Below are 23,363 nucleotides of genomic sequence, written 5' to 3' on the forward strand. Positions count from 1 at the left end.
TAAACGCCGACAACCGGGCATCGAAGCTGCCACATTGCCTGATCGCATATTCGTTATGCTATAGTAGCGCCCCCAATTCACCAGATGCTTAAAAAATCGCCATGTCAGCAGAATCACAAACCGCTTATCCCGCATACCGTTTCTCTATTGCTCCTATGCTCGACTGGACGGACAGACACTGCCGTTATTTCCTGCGTCTGCTCTCCCGTAATACGCTGCTCTATACCGAAATGGTGACCACAGGGGCGATTATTCACGGTAAAGGTGATTACCTGGCATACAGTGAAGAAGAGCATCCGGTGGCGTTGCAGTTGGGCGGTAGCGATCCGGCGGCGCTGGCGCAGTGTGCAAAGCTGGCAGAAGCGCGCGGATATGATGAGATCAACCTGAATGTCGGCTGCCCGTCAGACCGGGTACAGAACGGCATGTTTGGCGCGTGCCTGATGGGGAATGCGCAACTGGTGGCTGACTGCGTAAAAGCGATGCGCGATGTTGTGTCGATTCCAGTGACGGTGAAAACGCGTATTGGCATTGACGACCAGGACAGCTATGAATTTCTCTGTGATTTTATCGACACTGTTTCCGGCAAAGGCGAATGCGAGATGTTTATTATCCATGCGCGCAAAGCCTGGCTTTCTGGTTTAAGTCCGAAAGAAAACCGTGAGATCCCGCCGCTCGATTACCCGCGTGTCTATCAACTGAAGCGTGATTTCCCGCATCTGACTATGTCGATTAACGGCGGCATCAAGTCACTGGAAGAGGCTAAAGCACACCTGCAACATATGGATGGCGTGATGGTCGGGCGTGAAGCGTATCAAAACCCAGGTATTCTGGCGGCGGTGGATCGAGAGATATTTGGTTCCTCGGATACCGATGCCGATCCGGTGGCGGTGGTACGAGCTATGTATCCGTACATTGAGCGTGAACTCAGCCAGGGGACGTATCTCGGTCATATCACCCGGCATATGCTGGGGCTGTTCCAGGGGATTCCTGGTGCGCGGCAGTGGCGGCGGTATTTAAGTGAAAATGCCCATAAAGCGGGCGCTGACATTAACGTGCTGGAACATGCGCTCAAACTGGTAGCGGATAAGCGTTAATTTTTCACCACAAAGTAGTCAAATTCACCACGCCCTGCGCTTCGACGCGGGGCGTTTTGTTGATAAATCAATATGTTATTTCTGGCATGATTCTTGTAAAGCCAGCAAGAGATTTCATTTTTGGGAGAACATCATGCTGGAACTACTTTTTGTGATTGGCTTTTTTGTCATGTTGATGGTCACCGGCGTTTCATTGCTGGGCATTATCGCTGCGCTGGTTGTGGCGACGGCCATTATGTTCCTCGGTGGGATGCTGGCATTGATGATTAAGTTGCTGCCGTGGCTGCTGTTGGCGATTGCGGTAGTGTGGGTGATCAAGGCGATTAAAGCACCAAAAGTGCCGAAATATCAGCGTTATGACCGCTGGCGTTACTAAGGGATTGTGCGGATGATCACAACCTCAGGTTTTATCCTTAGAACAAAATAGGAATTGATAATCAAATCTGTCACTATTGCGCGTCAAACAAATTCATCGAGCTGTACCCTACATACAGCCGAACTATAAAAGAAAGGGCTTCCCAGGTGGAAGCCCAATTTCTTTATGGAATCAGTAAGCTGGAACCCTGCGTCGCCCGGCTTTCCAGAATCTCATGCGCACGCCGCGCATCCTTCAGCGGGTACTTCTGATGTTCTGCGACATCCACTTTAATTACGCCGCTGGCAATCAAAGAAAACAGTTCATTACTGGCTTCAGTTAACTCTTCCCGCGTGGTGATATAGCCTTGCAGGGAAGGGCGTGTCACATACAGCGAGCCTTTCTGATTGAGAATGCCTAAGTTCACACCCGTCACCGCGCCTGATGAGTTGCCAAAACTGACCATTAAACCGCGACGTTGCAGGCAATCCAGCGAGCGTTCCCAGGTGTCTCTACCCACGGAATCGTACACTACGCGCACTTTCTTGCCGTCGGTAATCTCTTTTAACCGCTCGACCAGATTCTCTTCGCGATAGTTAATGACCTGCCATGCCCCGGCTTTTAAGGCGCTTTGCGCTTTTTGCGCCGTTCCCACGGTGCCGATAAGTTTTGCCCCTAAGGCTTTTGCCCACTGACAGGCAATTAAGCCCACGCCGCCAGCAGCCGCATGGAACAGGAACTGTTCGTCAGGTTTGATTTCATACGTTTTGCGTAGCAGATAATAAACCGTTAAGCCTTTCAGGAATGATGCGGCGGCTTGCTCAAAAGAGATCGCCGCGGGCAGAATTGCGGCTTTATCGGCATTGACGTTATGCACAGAGCTGTAAGCCCCTAACGTTGACTGTGCATAAACCACGCGATCGCCTGCTTTAATATGCTTCACGCCGCTACCGACTTTGCTCACGATGCCAGCCGCTTCTGTGCCTAATCCACTGGGCAGCGATGGCGGCGGATAAAGGCCGCTGCGGATATACGTGTCGATAAAATTAATGCCAATGGCTTTATTTTCGACCTGGATTTCATTCTCCGCCGGATCGGCAGGCGTGAACTCCACGGCTTGCAGAACTTCCGGGCCACCGTGCTTGTGAAATTCGATGCGTGTTGCCATTTAAACTCCTTTACTGAGCGACATATCTGTTTTAAGCCTAACAGTAGTCGCCGGGCCGCGCGGGGATTTTTTCCGGGCTGTGGTCACAACCCGGAATATCTCTGGTCAGTATTGAAACAGCGTCGCCGCAATCCAGTTTTGCCACTGGCGCTCAAAGTTGGTTAGCGTTAATACGCCCCGCTCACGGCACAAGCGAATCCAGGCATGGCAATCATTAGCCTCCAGACAAACACAAATCATGTATTGCCGGGCATCCTGATTTTCTGGTCGAAAACGCCAGGTCAGGAGTGGCCCACCTGGCGTTTGCGGTGCGATACCGGCTTCGCCATCATAGACAGCCCTGGCGCCACGGCTCCCGCCACCATTTTCGATATAGCATTGTAAAGAGCGCAGTACAGCCAGCGCCAGTTGCGCACTTTGCCGCCACTGGAAAGATTGGGCGAGGCTGTTTTCATCGCTTTGAATGCCTTCCCGGCGAATATCTTCACAAAGTGTTGCTATGGTTTGCGCGGCAGTGTTGATCCCCTGCGTATGACACAAAATTGCAGCATGGTGGCTCATGGTATTTTGTATCGTTTCTCGCACGTCGTCGCGCAGCAGCCCCTGATTCAGGAACTGTTGCGCCTCATTAATCGTGCTGAGAATTTGTTGCCTCTCGAGAGGGAGGTCCAGACTTTTCTGATGAGCAATATGCAATGCACAGCGGCGGGCGAAAACTTGCCCGGCATTGAGCGCCGACCCACCAGGACGCGTCACACCATGTGTTCCGGCATTTTCTCCGGCAGCATAACAACCAGTTAGCGATGTACGCCCCCAAATATCAACATCAATTCCGCCATTAAGATGTTGATTGTTTAGCGTAAATTTTAGCGGTGAGGCTGTGAGATCATGACCATGCATCTGATACAAACGAATAGCCAGAGGATTCATCTGTGTTAATCGCGCCAGCGGTTGCGCCAGCAGGGCGTGATTTTGTTGCAGATAGTCGATGACATCATCATCCAGTTCCCGCAGGTTGAATGGCGTTCCGTCCGCTGCGGGTTCGGGTTCCCGCAGAAAATCGAGGAAAACATCGCGCCCTTTTTGTGTCTCCTCATACACCGCGACATCCAGCAGGCTGGAGCCATATTCCAGCATTCGTTCCGCGTGAAACGGCCACTGGTAACCTTTGCGAAATATCGCGGAGGCCAGCATACGAGTCGTGGGGTAATAAGCTGCCAGAAAATTATACTGACGTCCGGAGTGGTCCTGCGAGTAGATGCGCGGCATCGCTTGCATGTAAGTACCGGAAAGATTCCACGGAAATTGGCTGCGCGGTGTACCGATACCAAACTGACTCTCCGTAAGATTCACCAGGCTTATACCTGCTTCCAACGCCATGCCCAACGCACTAAAACAGTTCACCGGATAGACACTGTCACGATAAAGTTCACCTGGCCCGCCCGTGGCTAAAACCAGATGTTGGCAGCGAATCACTATCATTCGCCAGGGATTATCCCGACAGGCTTTATCGATAGCGATCACCCCTACGACTCGTCTGTTTTCTCCTTCACCGCGGGTCAGGATACGAATCGCCGTTGTGTGATCGCGCAGAGGAATATTAAGGCGCATTGCCTCCAGAGCCAGAACTTTAACCATCAGGCGAGAAGTTCGTGGGCCGCAACTGGTGGCGCGACCGAACTCATCGTGATCGGTTTGATAACGCAACGTTGCGCCAAAGAGATCTTCTGGCAGATCCAGACCCAGATATTTCAGTACTTCACAGGTGTTCACTGAGCCGACGGCTTCAACATAGGCAGTGTCATGATCCATCGAACCGCCCGCCGCCAGAGTGTCACTTAATGCCAGAAAATGGTCACCATTTGCACGGGTATTGGCGGTGTGGAGAGTTTGTTTATCAGAACCAGAACAGGCGGAAGTGCCCCAGAAAACTTTGCTGGAAGCGACCATGACATCGATATTTTGCCGTTTCAGCTCGACGGCAGCTCGCCATCCGGCAGCACCACTGCCTAGCACCAGCGTGTTGCAGCGGTACTCAGGTAAAATGGCGCCGTTAAGGTCGATACTACCGCTGGCTTGAGCCAGCGGTGCGTAATGGGGCATTTTGATATCAGTGAGCGCCGTTAGCGTTTCGTCAATCATTGCGTCCCACCTATTTCATCAGACTTTCGATTAAGCCGCTCATTGCCATATAGCCCATGATTAGCGTAAATACGCTTATGGCAATAAACATGACGTTTTCCCAGCGTGAGCAACGATATTCGCCCATTAACGAAGGCTTGTTCGCCAGCCAGAACATACATAAAACAGTCAGCGGCAGAATAATGGCGTTAAAGGCCTGGCTGGCAATCATCACCAATACCGGGCGTGCGTGGAACAGCGGCACAACCAGACAAAGCAGAGACATAACCGTCATCAGGATACGGTAACCTGGGCTAACTTCGTTGCTGGTATCACGCCAGTCAGCCAGCAGCCAGGGCGTTAACAGTAAATTCGGGAACTGACTGGAAAGCCCGGCAGCAACAATACCAATAACAAATAGTCCCACGGCAGCCGAGCCAGCAATAGGTTCGAGAATAATGACCATTTGCGAGGCGTTATTTAAACCTGTGCCAGTTTGATACAACGTACCCGCAGCCGCAGCCATCACCGCCGCACTGATGATGAACATCATTCCTGCACTGACAATGGCATCACGATTTTGATGAGGCAGATTGTCCACACCCCAACCATTACTTTTTACCAGAGTCGTGCGCATAAGAAACATTGCTGGCGCTACGGTTGTACCCACCATGCCAGAAATTATCAGAAATGGCGTACTGTTATCGCCAGCGACAGGATCGGGAACAGACGGAATAAATCCGGCCAGCAGATCTGCGACCGGCGGCATCATAATGAAAAAATTAATCACAAACGCCAGCCCCATAATGCCAACCAGCGCGGAGAGGATTTTGTCGAACCCGGCGTTGCTGTTGGTCCAGAGCATCACGTTAATCATAATGACCATCGCGATAGCCCAGGCGAGTGCTGAGATACCGCCACTAAACCAGGTCGTGGACCATGTTGCCATTACATCCGCCAGAATGCCCATTACCCCCATAATGGAACCACTCACGGCAACGGTTAACCCGATCAGAAACAACATAGCAACGCCAGGATGGATATGGCGACGAAATGCAGTCAGCGCGCGTTCACCTGTGACGGAAGCATAACGACCATAAATACGGATTAAAAACCAGGTAACAATGCAAGAAAGCGCCACGGCCCACATCAGCGAGACGCCATAGTTTGCACCCGCTTTCGCCATAGTGGTGATACTGCCTGTCCCAATGCTGTAGCCAATAAGAAAGATGCCAGGCGCAAAGGCCGCAAGTTTTGTCATTATTCGCCGGAATAAAGAAGGCGTTTGGGGAACAGAGGTTGTCATATTCATTATCTTTCTTTCCTTGTAAGAGGCTTTCAGCGCGCCTGAAAGTGCGGGAGACGCTTCTCGGCGAATGCCTGACTTCCTTCACGAGCATCTTCAGTAGTGGCGGAAAAAGCGCCAGCAAGCGCTTCAAGCGTCGAGGCCACAGCAATACCTTCTCCGGCATCGATAACTTGCTTGGCGATCTGCACAGCAACCGGAGCACGTTGGGCGATACGTTGTGCCAGTTGCAGCCCGGCGTCGTGTAACGTTTCCCTGGCGACAACACGATTCACCAGCCCGCAGGACAGCGCACGCTGTGCATCTAGTGGTTCGCCGGTAAATACCAGTTCTTTCACCAGTGAACGCCCAAGTAGTGCCGTCAGCCGCTGCGTTCCTGACCAGCCAGGCACTGTCGCCAGTCCGGTTTCTGGTAGCGCCATCCGAGCCTCGGCGCTACAAATACGGATATCGGCGGTAGCAGCCAGTTCCAGACCACCGCCATAAGCCAGTCCGTGCACCAGGGCGATTACGGGTTGTGGCAGTTGTGCCAGAGCGTCAAATGCCTGATGACCGCGGCGGATCCAGTTGCGCCACATATCAAGTGCAGAAAGAGAGGTCCAGCGATGAATATCCGCACCGACACAAAACGCTTTTTCACTGGCGCTGGTCAGCAGAACCACGCGGATCTCCGAATCCGTTTCCAGCGTGTGGCAATGTGTCAGCAGCTGTTCAAGCATCTCCGGGGTTAATGCGTTGAGTTTCGCCGGACGATTAATCACCAGAGTGGCAATGAAACCGTTGCGCTGGAGGTCAATAGTGCCGTTATTCATGGTGACGTCCTTGTTGAAAATAGTGGGGATTCATTAGCTTGAGATCGTCTGCCAGACGGAGTGGGGTATCGCTTTGGGCGAGAATGTCGCGTTCAGGATCAATACCAGGGGCAATTTCTGTGAGCAGTAGCCCGTCTGGTGTTAATTCCAGAACGCAGCGTTCAGTGATGTACTGCACTTGCTGCCCGAGTCTTATTGCGCGTTTGCCGGAGAACGTCACGTGGGCGACTTCTTGCACCAGCTTTTTGGCTTTGCCTTCTTTAATGATACGCAGCTGACCATCATCCAGTTGCAGCTGGGCACCAGCATTGAAAAAGCCAGAGAAAATAATTCGCTTCGCATGTGAAGTGATATCAATAAACCCACCGCATCCGGCAGTGACATGTGGACGGGCAGGCAGATGCGAGACGTTTACTGAGCCATCTGCGCCGATTTGTAAAAATGACATCAGAGTGAGATCAAAACCCCCGCCCTGGAAATAGGTGAACTGCTGGGGAGAGGGCAAAAATGCTTCTGCATTAGAGGCGCAGCCGAATTGAAATTCCAGTAGTGGAACTCCGCCAATTGCGCCCTGTTCCAGCAGCCAGGTGACATCACCGTGGCGACCTTGTTCCAGTAAAATACGCGGTACATTGGCAGAAATACCAAAGCCAATATTTACCGCATCTCCACTTTGTAGTTCTTGCGCGACTCGCTGGGCAATAACCCGCGCCGGGCCATGTTCCATATAACGAAAGGCGGACAGCGGACGACTGATTTCGCCGGAAATGGCAGGTTCGTATTGTGTTTGCGTGGTTTGTGTTTGTTCCGGCTCAATCACGATGTAATCCACCAGTACACCCGGAATACGCACCTCTTTTGGTTTCAGACTTCCGGCGGCAACCTGCCGTTTTACCTGCGCAATTACGATGCCACCGTTATTGCGAACGGCGGTGGCCTGTTCCAGTGGCCCAAGATAAGCCCCTTCATGTTCATAAGTCAGGTTGCCGCGTTCATCGGCAGTGGTAGCGCGAATGATCGCTACCTGGGGCACGATGCTGGGGAAAAACAGCCAGTCGTCGTTAGCAAATCGAACACGTTCAACCAGAGATTGTTGCGCCGCTTTTTCATTCATTGCGCCGCCCTGCAACAGGGGATCCACATAGGTATCCATGCCTGTTTGTGTCAGCACGCCAGGACGATGAGCCGCCGCTTCCCGGTGCATATCAAATAAGATCCCGGAAGGCAGATTCCAGGCGGGGATCGCGTTGTCATTGATCATTTGCCAGATTAACGGAGGCGTCATTGATGATGGCCCGGAGGGGTAGGAGCCAGCGATCACTTTTGCCAGTAAACCCGATTGCGCCAGATGATCGATGCCTTTTACGCCATACATATCACCTGCGGCGATAGGGTGGATGCTGGTGATGTTTTGCGGATGTCCGGCATGTTGAAAGCGTTCACCTATTGCTGCCAGCACGGCATCAGGACACCCCATTCCACTGGAGGAGGAGACGGTGACAACTGCGCCATCAGCAATCAAATCTGCAGCTTCCGATGCAGTGATCGTGCGTACAGAGCACATAATAATTTCCTTATTTCGATATAAAAATAATTAAAAATATCAATGTAAAACAACATAATAGTGATTATAAATTAATTGGAACGATCTAATTTATGCGTAATTTGTACGATTGGCGTGCAAAAAATACAACAAGGGAAGTATGAATCTGTGATCGAAACGACGATCTCCTGCGATCCATGGCGTTAACGGATCGCATGAGTAAAAGGAGATTATGATAAAGTAAATGCCTTGATCTTATGGGGGGTTGGAGTAGTCATGGCGAAGTCGGATACAGGAAGAAAGCGGGTAACATTAACCGATGTTGCACGTGCGGCTGGCGTTTCGAAATCGACCGTGTCGCTGGTACTCAACGACAGTCCGCTTATCAAAAAAGAGACGCAACAAAAAGTCCAGCAAGCCATTGAGCAATTAGGCTATGTCTATAACCGTTTTGCTGCCAATCTGCGTTCGCAAAAATCGCTGACTATCGGCGTGGTGATTGATGATTTGACCAACCCTTTTTTCGCTGAATTTACAATGGGCCTTGAGATCACGCTGGCGGAGCACGGTTTTATCACCGTAATGTCCAATACCTCCCAGCGTAGCGATCGGCAAAAACAGGTACTTGATACCTTGCTGGAACACCACGTCGCGGGCATTGTCCTCTGTCCAGTAAACAGCACCTCAGAAGCCGATTTACAGCGTTATGCCAACAGTTCCACACCCTTATTAATCACAATGCGCCCTCTGGACTGGCAACAATTGCCCGTCGATTACGTTGGCGTGGACAGCCACGCAGGCGTCCGGGAAGCTACGGAATATCTCATTCAACAAGGGCACAGAGACATCGTGTTTATTGGGGGACTTACGCACCATATGCGTTATCAGGGATACCTGGAGGCGATGAACCATCATGATTTACAGCCGTGGAGCACTGATGCTTTTTCGCTTCGCGCTGAACCGACTCAGGCCAACGGTTACCAGTTGATGCAACAACTGTTGGATATGCCTTCGCCACCCACAGCGGTGATTTGTTATAACGATTTAATGGCTTTTGGCGCGGAGTCGGCACTGGGCGAAAGAGGATTATTTGCCGGGGAAGATATTTCGTTGATTGGTAATGATGGCGTGGCGGCTTGTGCTTACAGTAACCCGCCGTTAACCACAATTGCGGTAGAGCCATTGGCTCTGGGGAAACAGGCGGCGCAGCAAATTTTACGGCGTATTGCGCAGCCAGACGCACCGCTCAGCCATTACGTCTATCGCCCAACCCTGCAAATTCGCGCTTCTACCGGAAGACGGGGGCGTTAAATGCTGTAGCGAGAAACTGTTTCTCGCTATACTCTCTATCCCTTTTTAACAGCAGGTAACTCCATTCACTATGGCTGGAAATAAACCCTTCAACAAACAGCAGGCTGAGCTTCGCGAACGCGATCCACAAGTTGCCGGGCTGAAAGTGCCTCCGCACTCGATCGAAGCGGAGCAGTCGGTGTTGGGCGGTTTAATGCTGGATAACGAACGCTGGGACGATGTGGCCGAGCGTGTAGTGGCAGACGATTTCTACACCCGTCCGCACCGCCATATCTTTACCGAAATGGCGCGTTTGCAGGAAGGTGGTAGCCCGATAGACCTGATAACTCTGGCGGAATCGCTGGAGCGCCAGGGGCAACTTGATAGCGTCGGTGGTTTCGCTTATCTGGCAGAGCTGTCAAAAAATACGCCAAGTGCGGCGAACATCAGCGCTTATGCTGACATCGTGCGGGAACGTGCTGTTGTCCGTGAGATGATCTCAGTTGCTAACGAGATTGCCGAAGCTGGTTTTGATCCGCAAGGGCGCACCAGTGAAGACTTGCTGGACCTTGCTGAATCCCGCGTCTTTAAAATTGCCGAAAGTCGCGCCAATAAAGACGAAGGGCCGAAGAACATCGCCGATGTGCTCGACGCTACCGTGGCGCGTATTGAGCAACTGTTCCAGCAGCCGCACGATGGCGTCACCGGGGTAAACACCGGCTATGACGATCTCAACAAAAAAACCGCCGGTTTGCAGCCGTCGGACTTGATTATCGTCGCGGCGCGTCCGTCGATGGGTAAAACGACATTTGCGATGAACCTCGTCGAAAATGCGGCGATGTTGCAGGATAAACCGGTGCTTATCTTCTCGCTGGAGATGCCATCGGAACAGATTATGATGCGTTCTCTGGCATCGCTGTCGCGCGTTGACCAGACCAAAATCCGTACCGGGCAACTGGATGATGAAGACTGGGCGCGTATTTCCGGCACGATGGGCATTTTGCTCGAGAAACGTAACATCTATATTGATGACTCCTCCGGTCTGACGCCAACGGAAGTGCGCTCGCGCGCGCGTCGTATTGCCCGTGAGCACGGCGGCATCGGGCTTATCATGATCGACTACCTGCAGCTGATGCGTGTGCCGTCACTTTCCGACAACCGTACGCTGGAAATTGCGGAAATCTCCCGCTCGCTGAAAGCGCTGGCAAAAGAACTGAATGTGCCGGTGGTGGCCCTGTCCCAGTTGAACCGTTCTCTGGAACAACGTGCCGACAAACGTCCGGTCAACTCCGACTTGCGTGAATCCGGCTCCATCGAGCAGGATGCGGACTTGATCATGTTTATCTATCGTGATGAGGTTTATCACGAGAACAGTGATTTGAAAGGCATCGCGGAAATTATTATCGGTAAACAACGTAACGGCCCAATCGGGACGGTACGCCTGACCTTTAACGGTCAATGGTCGCGCTTCGACAACTACGCGGGGCCGCAGTACGATGACGAATAATAATTATTTTATGTATTAGGTAATTAAAGCAAACACTTATCAAGGAATACAAATGCAAGCGGCAACTGTAGTGATTAACCGCCGCGCTCTGCGACACAACTTGCAACGTCTGCGTGAACTGGCCCCCGCCAGTAAACTGGTTGCGGTGGTGAAAGCGAACGCTTATGGTCACGGTCTTCTTGAAACCGCGCGAACGCTTCCTGATGCCGACGCCTTTGGCGTAGCCCGTCTCGAAGAAGCCCTGCGGCTTAGAGCAGGGGGCATCACGCAACCTATATTGTTACTGGAAGGCTTTTTTGAAGCAGACGATCTGCCGACGATCTCCGCTGAACATCTGCATACCGCCGTGCATAACGAAGAACAGCTTGCTGCTCTGGAAGAGGCCAGTCTGGAGGAGCCAGTTACCGTCTGGATGAAACTCGACACCGGTATGCACCGACTGGGCGTTTTACCGGAACAAGCTGAGGCGTTTTATCAACGTCTTACGCAATGTAAAAACGTCCGTCAGCCGGTGAATATTGTCAGCCACTTTGCTCGCGCTGATGAGCCAAAATGCGGCTCGACTGAGAAACAACTCGATATCTTCAATACCTTTTGCGAAGGCAAACCCGGCAAGCGTTCAATCGCCGCATCGGGTGGAATTTTGTTATGGCCGCAGTCGCATTTTGATTGGGTGCGCCCGGGCATCATTCTTTACGGCGTGTCACCGCTGGAAGATGGCTCCACCGGTGCTGATTTCGGTTGCCAGCCAGTGATGTCTCTGACCTCCAGCCTGATTGCCGTGCGTGAGCATAAAGCGGGTGAACCGGTAGGCTATGGCGGCACCTGGATTAGCGAGCGCGATACCCGCCTTGGCGTGGTGGCGATGGGCTATGGCGATGGCTACCCGCGCGCCGCGCCGTCCGGTACGCCAGTGCTGGTTAATGGTCGTGAAGTGCCGATTGTTGGTCGCGTGGCGATGGATATGATTTGCGTAGATTTAGGTCCACAGGCGCAGGATAAAGCCGGGGACCAGGTCATTTTATGGGGTGAAGGTTTGCCCGTAGAGCGTATCGCAGAAATAACAAAAGTGAGTGCTTACGAACTTATCACGCGCCTGACGTCAAGGGTCGCGATGAAATACGTGGATTAATCGTTCTGTAATAGTTGATTGTCTGTGCCGGATGCGGCGTGAATGCCTTATCCGGCACGTAATATCTTGTAAATTCAATAAATTGATATTCTCGCATAGGCCTGATAAACGTCATGCTTCTGGTGGTTTTGCGTTTGTCATCAGTCTTACCCTCTGGTTAATTGCCGTTCGTCGCTGAACATCCTCTCGATCTTCGCCATCTTCCGGTTTATTGTGTTTTAACCACCTGCCCGTAAACCTGGAGAACCATCGCGTGTTTCAAAAAGTTGACGCCTATGCTGGCGACCCGATTCTTTCGCTTATGGAGCGTTTTAAAGAAGACACTCGCAGCGACAAAGTGAATTTGAGTATCGGTCTGTACTACAACGAAGACGGGATTATTCCGCAACTAAAAGCTGTCGCGGAAGCGGAAGCGCGTCTGAATGCACAACCTCATGGCGCTTCGCTTTATTTACCGATGGAAGGGCTGAACAGCTATCGCCATGCCATTTCGCCGCTGCTGTTTGGCGCTGACCATCCGGTGCTACAACAACAGCGTGTGGCGACCATTCAGACGCTCGGTGGTTCGGGAGCATTAAAAGTAGGCGCTGACTTCCTGAAACGCTACTTCCCGGAATCAGGCGTCTGGGTCAGCGATCCTACCTGGGAAAACCACGTAGCAATATTCGCTGGGGCTGGATTCGAAGTGAATACTTACCCCTGGTATGACGAAGCGACTAACGGCGTGCGTTTTAATGACCTGTTGGCGACGCTGAAAACATTACCTGCCCGCAGCATTGTGCTGCTGCATCCGTGCTGCCATAACCCAACGGGCGCCGATCTCACCAACGACCAGTGGGATGCGGTGATTGAAATTCTCAAAGCACGCGAGCTTATCCCATTCCTCGATATTGCCTATCAAGGATTTGGTACCGGTATGGAAGAAGATGCCTATGCCATTCGCGCGATCGCCAGCGTCGGATTACCTGCTCTGGTGAGCAATTCATTCTCGAAAATTTTCTCCCTCTACGGTGAGCGTGTCGGCGGTCTTTCTGTGGTGTGTGAAGATGCCGAAGCCGCAGGTCGCGTACTGGGGCAGTTGAAAGCAACTGTTCGCCGCAACTACTCCAGCCCGCCGAATTTTGGTGCGCAGGTGGTGGCTACGGTGCTGAATGATGCGGCGTTAAAAGCTAGCTGGTTGGCAGAAGTGGAAGAAATGCGTACCCGTATTCTGGCGATGCGTCAGGAACTGGTGAAGGTATTGAGTAAAGAGATGCCAGAACGCAATTTTGGTTATCTGCTGAAGCAGCGCGGCATGTTCAGTTATACCGGTTTAAGCGCTGCTCAGGTTGACCGACTGCGTGAAGAGTTTGGTGTTTACCTGATTGCCAGCGGCCGCATGTGTGTTGCCGGACTTAATGCGCAAAATGTGCATCGCGTGGCGAAGGCGTTTGCAGCAGTGATGTAATGTCGTTAGCAGGTGGTTGAACAGCCGCCTGCTCAATTTTAACTTGTTGATATAATTAGTATCATTGAGAATAGAGAGAAAGAAATATTCTGCCCCTCATATAAAGCCGCTCACTTCTGGTAAGCGATATTAACCACGGACTAAATGGATATACCTACTCCATGGATAGACATTAAGCTATTAAAAAACACGAACTTCTCTCATGTGATCCTGCTCCCTTTCTCTAACAAAACCGCAGATAATCCTTCCTTTCCTCCGCTGCTGGCGTTATGGTCAGATGGTTTTTTCAACAAATCTCACAATAAAAAGTTTTAACTTACTGACTATTTAGGGAAAAATATGCGCAAGATCACACAGGCATTGAGTGCCGTTTGCTTATTGTTCGCTCTAAACAGTTCCGCTGTTGCCCTGGCCTCATCACCTTCACCGCTTAATCCGGGTACTAACGTAGCCAAACTCGCTGAACAGGCACCAATTCATTGGGTTTCAGTCGCCCAAATTGAGAACAGTCTGGCAGGACGCCCACAGATGGCTGTTGGGTTTGATATTGATGACACTGTTCTGTTTTCCAGCCCTGGATTCTGGCGCGGCAAAAAAACGTTCTCGCCAGAAAGCGAAGATTATCTAAAAAACCCAGCATTCTGGGAAAAGATGAACAACGGTTGGGATGAATTTAGTATTCCAAAAGAGGTCGCGCGTCAGCTGATTGATATGCATGTCCGCCGTGGCGACACCATTTTCTTTGTGACAGGTCGTAGCCCTACGAAAACTGAAACAGTGTCAAAAACGCTGGCTGATGACTTTCACATTCCTGCAACCAGTATGAACCCGGTGATTTTTGCGGGCGATAAAGCAGGACAAAATACAAAAACGCAGTGGCTACAGGATAAAAATATCCGAATTTTTTATGGTGATTCCGATAACGATATTACCGCTGCACGTGATGTTGGCATCCGTGGCATCCGCATTCTGCGAGCCTCCAACTCCACCTACAAACCCTTGCCACAAGCGGGTGCATTCGATGAAGAGGTGATCATCAATTCAGAATACTGATAAGTCGGGAGAGCGCCTGACTCTCCCGAATGCTGTTTTTTTAATCGCACCTTTATCCTTTCGCTGTCTTGCTGCAAACTGATTAAGAGAGTTTTATCAAGGAGCAGCACATGTGGTTTCAAAAGACGCTCACGCTTAGCGCTAAATCTCGTGGGTTTCATTTGGTAACGGATGAAATCCTGACTCAACTAGCTGATATGCCGCGTGTTAATGTCGGTTTACTGCACCTGTTGCTGCAACACACTTCCGCCTCTCTGACACTTAATGAGAATTGCGACCCCACAGTACGCTATGACATGGAGCGTTTTTTTCTCCGCACCGTTCCCGACAACGGAAACTATGAGCATGACTATGAAGGGGCAGACGATATGCCTTCTCATATCAAATCCTCGATGCTGGGGGTATCGCTCGTATTGCCAGTGCATCAGGGGCGTATTCAGACCGGCACCTGGCAGGGAATATGGCTTGGGGAACATCGCATCCACGGCGGTTCGCGTCGCATTATCGCGACACTACAAGGGGAGTAAAAAATGACCATTTCGGAGTTGCTACAATATTGCATGGCAAAACCAGGCGCAGAACAGAGTGTGCATAGTGACTGGAAAGCAACGCAAATCAAAGTGGAAGATGTGCTGTTTGCGATGGTGAAAGAAGTGGAAAATCGCCCAGCGGTTTCGCTGAAAACCAGCCCTGCGCTGGCCGAGCTTTTGCGACAGCAGCATAGCGATGTTCGTCCCAGTCGGCATCTGAACAAAGCGCACTGGAGCACCGTATATCTCGACGGCTCGTTGCCGGATTCGCAAATCTATTATCTGGTCGATGCGTCGTATCAGCAGGCGGTGAATTTGCTGCCGGAAGAAAAACGTAAATTGCTGGTGCAATTCTGAAAGGAAAAGACCGTTCAGCAAGCGGCCTGAGAATGATGACAAACGCAAAATTGCCTGATGCGCTACGCTTATCAGGCCTACGTAACCCATGCAATATATTGAAATTGCATGTTTTTGTAGGCCGGATAAGGCGTTCACACCGCATCCGGCAAGAACAAAGCGCACTTTGTCAATAATCTGAGGTCGCTCAGAAAGCGGCCTTAACGATTACAGCATCGGCTTGAGGAAGCGTGCCGTGTGTGATGCTTCACACTCCGCGACGGTTTCTGGCGTACCGGAGACGAGGATCTCGCCGCCGCCGCTACCACCTTCCGGCCCCAGGTCGACAATCCAGTCTGCGGTTTTGATTACGTCGAGATTGTGCTCAATCACCACAATGGTGTTGCCCTGATCGCGCAGTTTATGCAGCACGTCGAGCAGTTGCTGAATATCGGCGAAGTGCAGGCCGGTAGTCGGCTCGTCGAGAATATACAGCGTCTGCCCGGTGCCGCGTTTTGACAGCTCACGCGCCAGCTTCACACGCTGGGCTTCACCGCCGGAAAGCGTGGTTGCGGACTGCCCGAGGCGGATATACGTCAGGCCAACATCCATCAACGTTTGCAGCTTACGCGCCAGTGCAGGTACGGCATCGAAGAACTCTCGCGCCTCTTCGATGGTCATATCCAACACTTCGTGGATGGTTTTGCCTTTGTACTTAATCTCCAGCGTTTCACGGTTATAGCGTTTACCTTTGCACTGGTCGCACGGTACGTAAATATCCGGCAGGAAGTGCATCTCCACTTTGATTACGCCATCGCCCTGACAGGCTTCGCAGCGTCCGCCACGGACGTTAAAGCTGAAACGCCCCGGTGTATAGCCGCGCGCACGAGATTCCGGTACGCCCGCAAACAGTTCGCGCACAGGCGTAAACACGCCAGTATAGGTCGCCGGGTTAGAACGCGGAGTACGACCAATCGGGCTTTGGTCGATATCGATGACTTTATCGAAATGCTCAAGTCCCTGAATATCGCGATACGGTGCCGGTTCGGCGATGGTCGCGCCGTTCAACTGGCGTTGGGCAATCGGGAACAGCGTGTCGTTAATCAGCGTCGATTTACCGGAACCTGAAACACCTGTAATGCAGGTAAACAGACCGACCGGCAGCGTCAGCGTTACGTCTTTCAGGTTGTTGCCACGCGCGCCTGTCAGCTTCAACACTTTTTCCGGATCCGCCGGAACGCGTTTCTTCGGCACTTCAATCTTGCGTTTACCGCTCATGTACTGCCCGGTCAACGACTCCGGCACGGCCATAATCGCTTCCAGTGGACCTTCCGCGACCACTTCACCGCCGTGTACACCCGCGCCTGGACCAATGTCGATAACGTGGTCAGCGGCGCGAATCGCGTCTTCGTCGTGCTCCACCACAATCACGGTATTACCGAGATCGCGCAGGTGGATAAGCGTACCCAGCAGGCGTTCGTTATCGCGCTGGTGCAGGCCGATAGACGGCTCATCCAGTACATACATCACGCCAACCAGCCCCGCGCCAATCTGGCTCGCCAGACGGATACGCTGGGCTTCACCGCCGGAAAGCGTTTCTGCCGAGCGGGAAAGTGTCAGATAGTTCAGACCGACGTTAACGAGGAATTTCAGACGATCGCCAATCTCTTTGAGGATTTTTTCTGCAATCTTCGCCCGCTGACCAGCGAGTTTGAGATTGTTGAAAAACTCCATCGCATGACCAATGCTCATGTCGGAGATAGCTGGCAGCGGCGTATTCTCGACATACACGTGGCGTGCTTCCCGACGCAGACGTGTTCCGTCGCAGCTGGTACACGGGCGATTGCTGATAAACTTGGCTAACTCTTCGCGTACCGCGCTGGATTCCGTCTCTTTATAACGGCGCTCCATATTGTGCAGCACGCCTTCGAACGGATGACGACGAATGGAGGTATCGCCGCGATCGTTCATGTATTTGAATTCAATGTTTTCTTTGCCAGAACCGTAAAGCACCACTTTATGCACGTTCGCGCTCAGGCTGCCCCACGGCGCTTCGACGTCGAACTTATAGTGATCTGCCAGCGATTTCAGCATCTGGAAGTAATAGAAGTTGCGGCGATCCCAGCCACGGATCGCACCGCCAGCCAGCGACAGTTCCGGATTCTGGATCACGCGGTCAGGATCGAAATATTGCTGTACGCCGAGGCCGTCACAGGTCGGGCAGGCCCCCGCCGGGTTGTTAAACGAAAACAGACGCGGTTCCAGTTCACGCATACTGTAGCCGCAAATCGGACAGGCGAAGTTGGCGGAGAAAAGCAGCTCTTCCGCTTTTGGATCGTCCATATCAGCGACGACCGCTGTACCGCCAGAAAGCTCCAGCGCCGTTTCAAACGACTCAGCCAGACGTTGGGTGAGATCGTCGCGCACTTTGAAACGATCAATAACCACTTCAATGGTGTGTTTCTTTTGCAGTTCCAGTTTCGGTGGATCGGAAAGATCGCAGACTTCGCCATCTATGCGCGCACGGATGTAGCCTTGACTTGCCAGATTCTCCAGCGTTTTCGTGTGTTCGCCTTTGCGCTCTTTAATAATCGGCGCCAGCAGCATCAGACGTTTACCTTCCGGCTGCGACAGCACGTTATCCACCATCTGGCTGACAGTTTGCGCCGCCAGCGGAACATCGTGGTCCGGGCAGCGCGGCTCACCGACGCGAGCGTACAGCAGACGCAAATAGTCGTGGATTTCGGTGATTGTCCCCACCGTAGAGCGCGGGTTATGAGACGTCGATTTCTGTTCAATTGAGATGGCGGGTGAAAGCCCCTCAATATGGTCGACGTCCGGCTTTTCCATCAGTGACAGAAACTGCCGCGCATAGGCGGAAAGGGATTCAACGTAACGACGCTGCCCTTCGGCATATAAGGTGTCGAAAGCGAGCGAGGATTTGCCAGAACCCGAAAGCCCGGTCACGACAATGAGTTTGTCGCGGGGGATAACGAGGTTGATGTTTTTTAGATTATGGGTGCGGGCGCCCCGAACTTCGATCTTATCCATTCACCTTTCCCGGATTAAACGCTTTTTTGCCCGGTGGCATGGTGCTACCGGCGATCACAAACGGTTAATTATGACACAGAATGACCTGAATGAATATACAGTGTTGGAATGTGAAACCCAGAGCGCGATGTAACAATGTTTGACCAGAATTGTTTAGCGGAACCGAGGTCACAACATAGTAAAACCGCTATTGGTAATGCTACAATCGCGCGTTTACACTTATTAGAACGTTTTTTTTCAGGAGACATGAACATGGCCAGCAGAGGCGTAAACAAGGTTATTCTCGTTGGTAATCTGGGTCAGGACCCGGAAGTACGCTACATGCCAAATGGTGGCGCAGTTGCCAACATTACGCTGGCTACTTCCGAATCCTGGCGTGATAAAGCGACCGGCGAGATGAAAGAGCAGACTGAATGGCACCGCGTTGTGCTGTTCGGCAAACTGGCTGAAGTGGCCAGCGAATATCTGCGCAAAGGTTCCCAGGTTTATATCGAAGGTCAGCTGCGTACCCGCAAATGGACCGATCAATCCGGTCAGGATCGCTACACCACGGAAGTGGTGGTGAACGTTGGCGGCACCATGCAGATGCTGGGTGGCCGTCAGGGCGGTGGCGCTCCGGCTGGCGGTAACGTCGGTGGCGGTCAGCCGCAGGGCGGTTGGGGTCAGCCTCAGCAGCCGCAGGGTGGCAATCAGTTCAGCGGCGGCGCACAGTCTCGCCCGCAGCAGTCCGCTCCGGCAGCGCCGTCTAACGAGCCGCCGATGGATTTCGATGACGATATCCCATTCTGATTTTGTTTTAAAACAATAGATTATATTGTTTTAAGGTAGGTGATTAGCGCATCTGCCAGGGATAAAAAAAGAAGCCTCCATAATGGAGGCTTCTGCATATCACACCAAAATCATCGGCCATTGTGGCGGTGCCTGATTTGTGGCTTCGACCATTACCGACTCAATATTGTGCCAGATTGCGGCAATATCCATCATGGTGATTCCGAGCAGTCCCATCGCGAACCAGCAGGCGGAAACAACGCCCAGGCCACTACTGATCACCGCGAGTCCTATGTAATCAGACCGACGAAAACGGATGTTGAGCGTACTTGCCAGAAACATCAGTACGGCGCTAAGAAGCTGCCAGCGAAGAAGAACCACGCCAGTGGTGAGGGTAGCCATCGAACATTTCCTCTGAAAATAACCGATGCCCTGGACAGCACGGTGTTGTTCACGGGAGGCGTGATGCACTCTGGCTATCATGGGGCTTGCAAAATACCAAAATGAAACAATTAGTGCGTTTCATTATTTTTGTGAACTATATCACAATTGGTTGTTTGTTAGCCAGATAGAGTCGCTATTTTTATTAGCATGCTTATTTTGTGGTTTTTCAGTGGCGTCGCGGAAATACAAAATATCGTATCTTCCTGACTGACTCGCATTTTTTAGTAAATTCTTTTTGATATCAGCGTGTTATTTTTAATAAAACAACGATTATAAAGGTATCAATTTCAAATCAGGCAAAAGTGCTATTTATACCGTAAGATTTATCTAACGTCGTCGGTGGCCAGGGTTTTCACCTTGCAATGACCAGCTATAACCAGACAGGGAATTGATAGAAATGAGTCATCGTGCACGACACAAATTGCTGGCGTTGCCGGGCATTATCTTTGTAGCACTCCTCCCCATCATCCTGTCACTATGGATTGCCTTCATTTGGGCAAAATCAGAAGTGAACAATCAGCTTCGTGTCTTTGCCCAACTGGCGCTGGATAAATCCGAGCTGGTCATTCAACAGGCAGATTCAGCGAGCGATGAAGCGAAACGCTATCAGGGGCAAGTTTGTACACCGGATCATCAAAAGCGAATGTTGAATATTATTCGTGGCTATCTTTATATCAATGAACTGATATATGCCCAGGATAACCATTTTTTATGTTCTTCACTTATCGCCCCTGCTGACGGATATATGATCGCCCCCGCGGATTATAAGCGTGACCCTGACATTTCTATCTATTATTATCGCGATACCCCTTTTTTCTCCGGTTATAAAATGACTTATATGCAGCGGGGTAATTATGTGGCGGTCATCAATCCTTTATTCTGGAGTGAGGTGATATCTGACGATCCGACGCTACAATGGGGCGTGTATGATACGGTGACGAAAACCTTTTTTTCGTTAAGCAACCAGGCCTCGGCTGAAACGTTTACTCCGTTAATTCATCTGAATGATTTAACGGTGCAACGAAATGGTCATTTGTATGCAATGGTACATTCGACAAAACGCCCAATAGCGGCCATTGTTGCCACTTCAAATAAACGTCTTATCGCTCATTTTTATAATCATCTTATTTTTGCTTTGCCCGCAGGTATTTTTTGCAGTCTGGTACTCCTGTTACTCTGGTTGCGGATTAGCCAGGAGTACCAGTCACCCAAACGCAAATTGCAACGCGCCCTCGAAAAAAGACAGCTTTGTCTTTATTACCAGCCAATTATCGATATCAAAACAGAAAAATGTATTGGCGCTGAAGCGTTGCTACGTTGGCCAGGTGGTCAGGGGCAAGTGATGAGTCCGGCAGAGTTTATCCCATTGGCGGAAAAAGAGGGGATGATTGAGTTAGTCACTGATTATGTTATTGATAATGTATTCAGCGATCTGGGGGCGTATCTGGCAACACATGCCGATCGCTATGTTTCTATTAACCTGTCGGCCTCCGACTTTCATACATCGCGTTTAATTGCGCGAACCAATCAGAAAATAGAGCAATACGCGGTGCGTCCGCAGCAAATTAAATTTGAAGTTACTGAACATGCGTTTCTTGATGTCACCAAAATGACGCCGATTATTCATGCTTTCCGCCAGGCCGGTTATGAAGTTGCGATTGATGACTTCGGTATTGGCTACTCCAACTTACACAACCTTAATTCATTGAATATCGATATTTTGAAAATCGATAAATCGTTTGTTGAGACGCCGACCACGCACAAAACCAGCCATTTGATTGCGGAACACATCATTGAACTGGCGCACAGTCTGGGGCTAAAAACGATAGCGGAAGGGGTAGAAACGTCAGAACAGGTTAATTGGCTGCGCAAACGCGGCGTGCGTTATTGTCAGGGCTGGTATTTTGCAAAGGCGATGCCGCCGCAAATGTTTATGGAATGGACAGGGAAATTACCCGCACATGAGTTAATGTGCGGGCAATAATTCTAGATACGGTGGCGATAATCGCTGGGAGTGCGATCAAACTGCCGACGGAAAACGCGGGAAAAGGTCTGCTGCGAGACATACCCAAGATCCATTGCGATATCAAAAATAGGGCGCTCGGTGGTGCGCAACTCAACGGCAGCCAGTAACAGGCGGCGTTGACGAATGTAATCACCAAGTGTCTGATGCGTTACCGTGCGGAACATCCGCTGTAAGTACCACTTTGAATAACCTGATTTTTTTGCGACGACATCAATGTTCAGTGGCTGGTCAATATGCTCGTCAATCCATGCGATAAGATCCTGAATAATTTTCTGATGGGACATAAATCTGCCTCTTTTCAGTGTTCAGTTCGTTAATTCATCTGTTGGGGAGTATAATTCCTCAAGTTAACTTGAGGTAAAGCGATTTATGGAAAAGAAATTACCCCGCATTAAAGCCTTGCTCACCCCAGGCGAAGTGGCGAAACGCAGTGGGGTAGCGGTATCTGCACTGCATTTCTATGAGAGCAAAGGGCTGATTACCAGTATTCGAAATAGCGGCAATCAGCGACGATATAAGCGTGATGTGCTGCGATATGTGGCGATTATCAAGATTGCTCAACGTATTGGCATTCCATTGGCGACTATTAGTGAAGCATTTGGTGTGTTGCCTGAAGGGCATACATTAAGCGCCAAAGAGTGGAAGCAGCTTTCTTCGCAATGGCGAGAAGAATTAGATCGGCGCATTCATACCTTAGTGGCTCTGCGAGATGAACTGGACGGTTGTATTGGCTGCGGCTGCCTTTCGCGTAGCGACTGCCCGTTGCGTAACCCGGGCGACCGCTTAGGGGAAGAAGGTACTGGCGCGCGTTTGCTGGAAGACGAGCAAAACTAAAGCGCCACAAGGGCGCTTTAGTTTGTTTCCGGTCTTTGTCTTTCACTCTATCCCGCTGGTACACAGGAGGGTTTCCCCCGACGTCAACACACCTCATTCGAGCACGTGGTGGAGGTTCCGGTTGGTGTTGATACTTTAATTGTATGCCGCCTCCGTATCTTCGCCAGTGCAAAAAGACGTTTTTTAGACGCAATGTTTTTGCCATCTTGCACGATTTTTTACTGCAACCCTTCGCTACAAGCTACCTACAAATGCCGTAATTTTGCGCATCGACGATAACGTTTGCGCATCAATTGCCTGGTTTTTCATCGTCAATACAAGAAAAGGGAAAAAAGCAGCAAACTTCGGTTGAAAAAGCCGCTATGATCGCCGGATAATCGTTTGCTTTTTTTTACCACCCGTTTTGTATGCGCGGAGCTAAACGTTTGCTTTTTTGCGACGCCCCACATTGTCGCAAACCTGAAGCAGGAAGATAACGTTTCGCTGGCAGGGGATTGTCCGCCACGCATCTTGACGAAAAATAAACTCTCAGGGGATGTTTTC

20 protein-coding genes and 1 pseudogene are annotated in these 23,363 nt (G+C 51.0%); 12 read left to right on the forward strand and 9 right to left on the reverse strand.

Going from position 1 to position 23,363, the window contains the following annotated elements:
• Nucleotides 1-101: 101 nt before the first annotated feature.
• Together dusA and pspG are read left to right on the forward strand one after the other, a co-directional pair.
• Nucleotides 102-1,097 carry a tRNA dihydrouridine(20/20a) synthase DusA gene (dusA, locus tag D9734_RS04920; RefSeq protein ID WP_130205796.1) on the forward strand — a complete coding sequence of 332 codons (996 nt, stop codon included), beginning with the start codon at nucleotides 102-104 and terminating at the stop codon, nucleotides 1,095-1,097.
• Nucleotides 1,098-1,230: 133 nt separating this feature from the next.
• Nucleotides 1,231-1,473 carry an envelope stress response protein PspG gene (gene pspG, locus D9734_RS04925; protein WP_000891404.1) on the forward strand — a complete coding sequence of 81 codons (243 nt, stop codon included), beginning with the start codon at nucleotides 1,231-1,233 and terminating at the stop codon, nucleotides 1,471-1,473.
• A gap of 163 nt (nucleotides 1,474-1,636) precedes the next feature.
• Here the strand turns inward: pspG and D9734_RS04930 are convergent, their stop codons facing one another.
• The 5 genes from D9734_RS04930 to D9734_RS04950 form a co-directional block, all read right to left on the reverse strand.
• Nucleotides 1,637-2,620, reverse strand: coding sequence for a quinone oxidoreductase (locus D9734_RS04930; RefSeq protein ID WP_130205798.1), 984 nt, complete (start codon nucleotides 2,618-2,620; stop codon nucleotides 1,637-1,639).
• A 105-nt stretch (nucleotides 2,621-2,725) separates the two neighbouring features.
• Complete coding sequence (locus D9734_RS04935; protein WP_130205800.1) at nucleotides 2,726-4,762, reverse strand: FAD-binding protein; 2,037 nt, start codon at nucleotides 4,760-4,762, stop codon at nucleotides 2,726-2,728.
• A gap of 10 nt (nucleotides 4,763-4,772) precedes the next feature.
• Nucleotides 4,773-6,002 carry an Nramp family divalent metal transporter gene (locus D9734_RS04940; RefSeq protein WP_165383269.1) on the reverse strand — a complete coding sequence of 410 codons (1,230 nt, stop codon included), beginning with the start codon at nucleotides 6,000-6,002 and terminating at the stop codon, nucleotides 4,773-4,775.
• A gap of 77 nt (nucleotides 6,003-6,079) precedes the next feature.
• A complete protein-coding gene (locus tag D9734_RS04945) occupies nucleotides 6,080-6,859 on the reverse strand; it encodes an enoyl-CoA hydratase/isomerase family protein (RefSeq protein ID WP_130205804.1) in 780 nt (259 codons plus the stop codon).
• Nucleotides 6,852-8,423, reverse strand: a complete 1,572-nt coding sequence (locus tag D9734_RS04950; protein WP_130205806.1) for a CoA-transferase — start codon at nucleotides 8,421-8,423, stop codon at nucleotides 6,852-6,854. The genes D9734_RS04945 and D9734_RS04950 overlap by 8 nt, the downstream gene beginning before the upstream one ends.
• A 255-nt stretch (nucleotides 8,424-8,678) precedes the next feature.
• Here D9734_RS04950 and D9734_RS04955 point away from each other — a divergent pair, with 255 nt between their 5' ends.
• The 7 genes from D9734_RS04955 (at nucleotide 8,679) to D9734_RS04990 (ending at nucleotide 15,718) form a co-directional block, all read left to right on the forward strand.
• Nucleotides 8,679-9,713: a LacI family DNA-binding transcriptional regulator gene (locus D9734_RS04955; protein ID WP_130205808.1), complete on the forward strand. Its 1,035-nt coding sequence runs from the start codon at nucleotides 8,679-8,681 to the stop codon at nucleotides 9,711-9,713.
• 70 nt (nucleotides 9,714-9,783) lie between these two features.
• Nucleotides 9,784-11,199, forward strand: a complete 1,416-nt coding sequence (gene dnaB / locus D9734_RS04960) for a replicative DNA helicase (RefSeq protein ID WP_130205810.1) — start codon at nucleotides 9,784-9,786, stop codon at nucleotides 11,197-11,199.
• A gap of 52 nt (nucleotides 11,200-11,251) precedes the next feature.
• A complete protein-coding gene (gene alr, locus D9734_RS04965; RefSeq protein ID WP_130205812.1) occupies nucleotides 11,252-12,331 on the forward strand; it encodes an alanine racemase in 1,080 nt (359 codons plus the stop codon).
• A gap of 253 nt (nucleotides 12,332-12,584) precedes the next feature.
• Nucleotides 12,585-13,778 carry an aromatic amino acid transaminase gene (gene tyrB, locus D9734_RS04970; RefSeq protein WP_130205814.1) on the forward strand — a complete coding sequence of 398 codons (1,194 nt, stop codon included), beginning with the start codon at nucleotides 12,585-12,587 and terminating at the stop codon, nucleotides 13,776-13,778.
• A gap of 339 nt (nucleotides 13,779-14,117) precedes the next feature.
• Entirely contained in the window at nucleotides 14,118-14,831 is a 714-nt protein-coding gene (gene aphA, locus D9734_RS04980) for an acid phosphatase AphA (protein WP_130205816.1), read from the forward strand.
• 110 nt (nucleotides 14,832-14,941) lie between these two features.
• On the forward strand, nucleotides 14,942-15,358 hold the full coding sequence (locus D9734_RS04985; protein WP_130205818.1) for a secondary thiamine-phosphate synthase enzyme YjbQ: 417 nt from the start codon (nucleotides 14,942-14,944) through the stop codon (nucleotides 15,356-15,358).
• 3 nt (nucleotides 15,359-15,361) lie between these two features.
• Nucleotides 15,362-15,718 (forward strand): MmcQ/YjbR family DNA-binding protein, encoded by a 357-nt coding sequence (locus D9734_RS04990; protein ID WP_130205820.1) that lies wholly within the window; start codon nucleotides 15,362-15,364, stop codon nucleotides 15,716-15,718.
• Between the two features lie 51 nt (nucleotides 15,719-15,769).
• On the opposite strand, the pseudogene D9734_RS23690 reads toward D9734_RS04990, so the two are convergent.
• Both D9734_RS23690 and uvrA read right to left on the reverse strand, forming a co-directional pair.
• Nucleotides 15,770-15,877 (reverse strand): annotated as a pseudogene (locus D9734_RS23690) (hypothetical protein); the annotation flags it as partial.
• Nucleotides 15,878-15,925: 48 nt separating this feature from the next.
• Entirely contained in the window at nucleotides 15,926-18,748 is a 2,823-nt protein-coding gene (gene uvrA, locus D9734_RS04995; protein ID WP_130205822.1) for an excinuclease ABC subunit UvrA, read from the reverse strand.
• 252 nt (nucleotides 18,749-19,000) lie between these two features.
• Here uvrA and ssb1 point away from each other — a divergent pair, with 252 nt between their 5' ends.
• Entirely contained in the window at nucleotides 19,001-19,537 is a 537-nt protein-coding gene (gene ssb1 / locus D9734_RS05005; RefSeq protein WP_000168309.1) for a single-stranded DNA-binding protein SSB1, read from the forward strand.
• A 99-nt stretch (nucleotides 19,538-19,636) separates the two neighbouring features.
• Here ssb1 and D9734_RS05010 read toward each other — a convergent pair whose 3' ends face one another.
• Entirely contained in the window at nucleotides 19,637-19,918 is a 282-nt protein-coding gene (locus tag D9734_RS05010) for a YjcB family protein (protein ID WP_130205826.1), read from the reverse strand.
• Nucleotides 19,919-20,357: 439 nt separating this feature from the next.
• Between D9734_RS05010 and D9734_RS05015 the strand changes: the two genes are divergently transcribed.
• The gene (locus D9734_RS05015; RefSeq protein ID WP_130205828.1) at nucleotides 20,358-21,944 is read left to right on the forward strand and encodes an EAL domain-containing protein; all 1,587 of its coding nucleotides are present in this window, start codon (nucleotides 20,358-20,360) and stop codon (nucleotides 21,942-21,944) included.
• 2 nt (nucleotides 21,945-21,946) lie between these two features.
• Here D9734_RS05015 and soxS read toward each other — a convergent pair whose 3' ends face one another.
• Nucleotides 21,947-22,270, reverse strand: a complete 324-nt coding sequence (gene soxS, locus D9734_RS05020; protein WP_000019357.1) for a superoxide response transcriptional regulator SoxS — start codon at nucleotides 22,268-22,270, stop codon at nucleotides 21,947-21,949.
• Between the two features lie 85 nt (nucleotides 22,271-22,355).
• Here soxS and soxR point away from each other — a divergent pair, with 85 nt between their 5' ends.
• Nucleotides 22,356-22,820, forward strand: a complete 465-nt coding sequence (gene soxR / locus D9734_RS05025; RefSeq protein WP_000412432.1) for a redox-sensitive transcriptional activator SoxR — start codon at nucleotides 22,356-22,358, stop codon at nucleotides 22,818-22,820.
• Nucleotides 22,821-23,363 lie beyond the last annotated feature (543 nt).

Source organism: Escherichia sp. E14S1, from assembly GCF_004211995.1.
Lineage (GTDB): Bacteria > Pseudomonadota > Gammaproteobacteria > Enterobacterales > Enterobacteriaceae > Escherichia.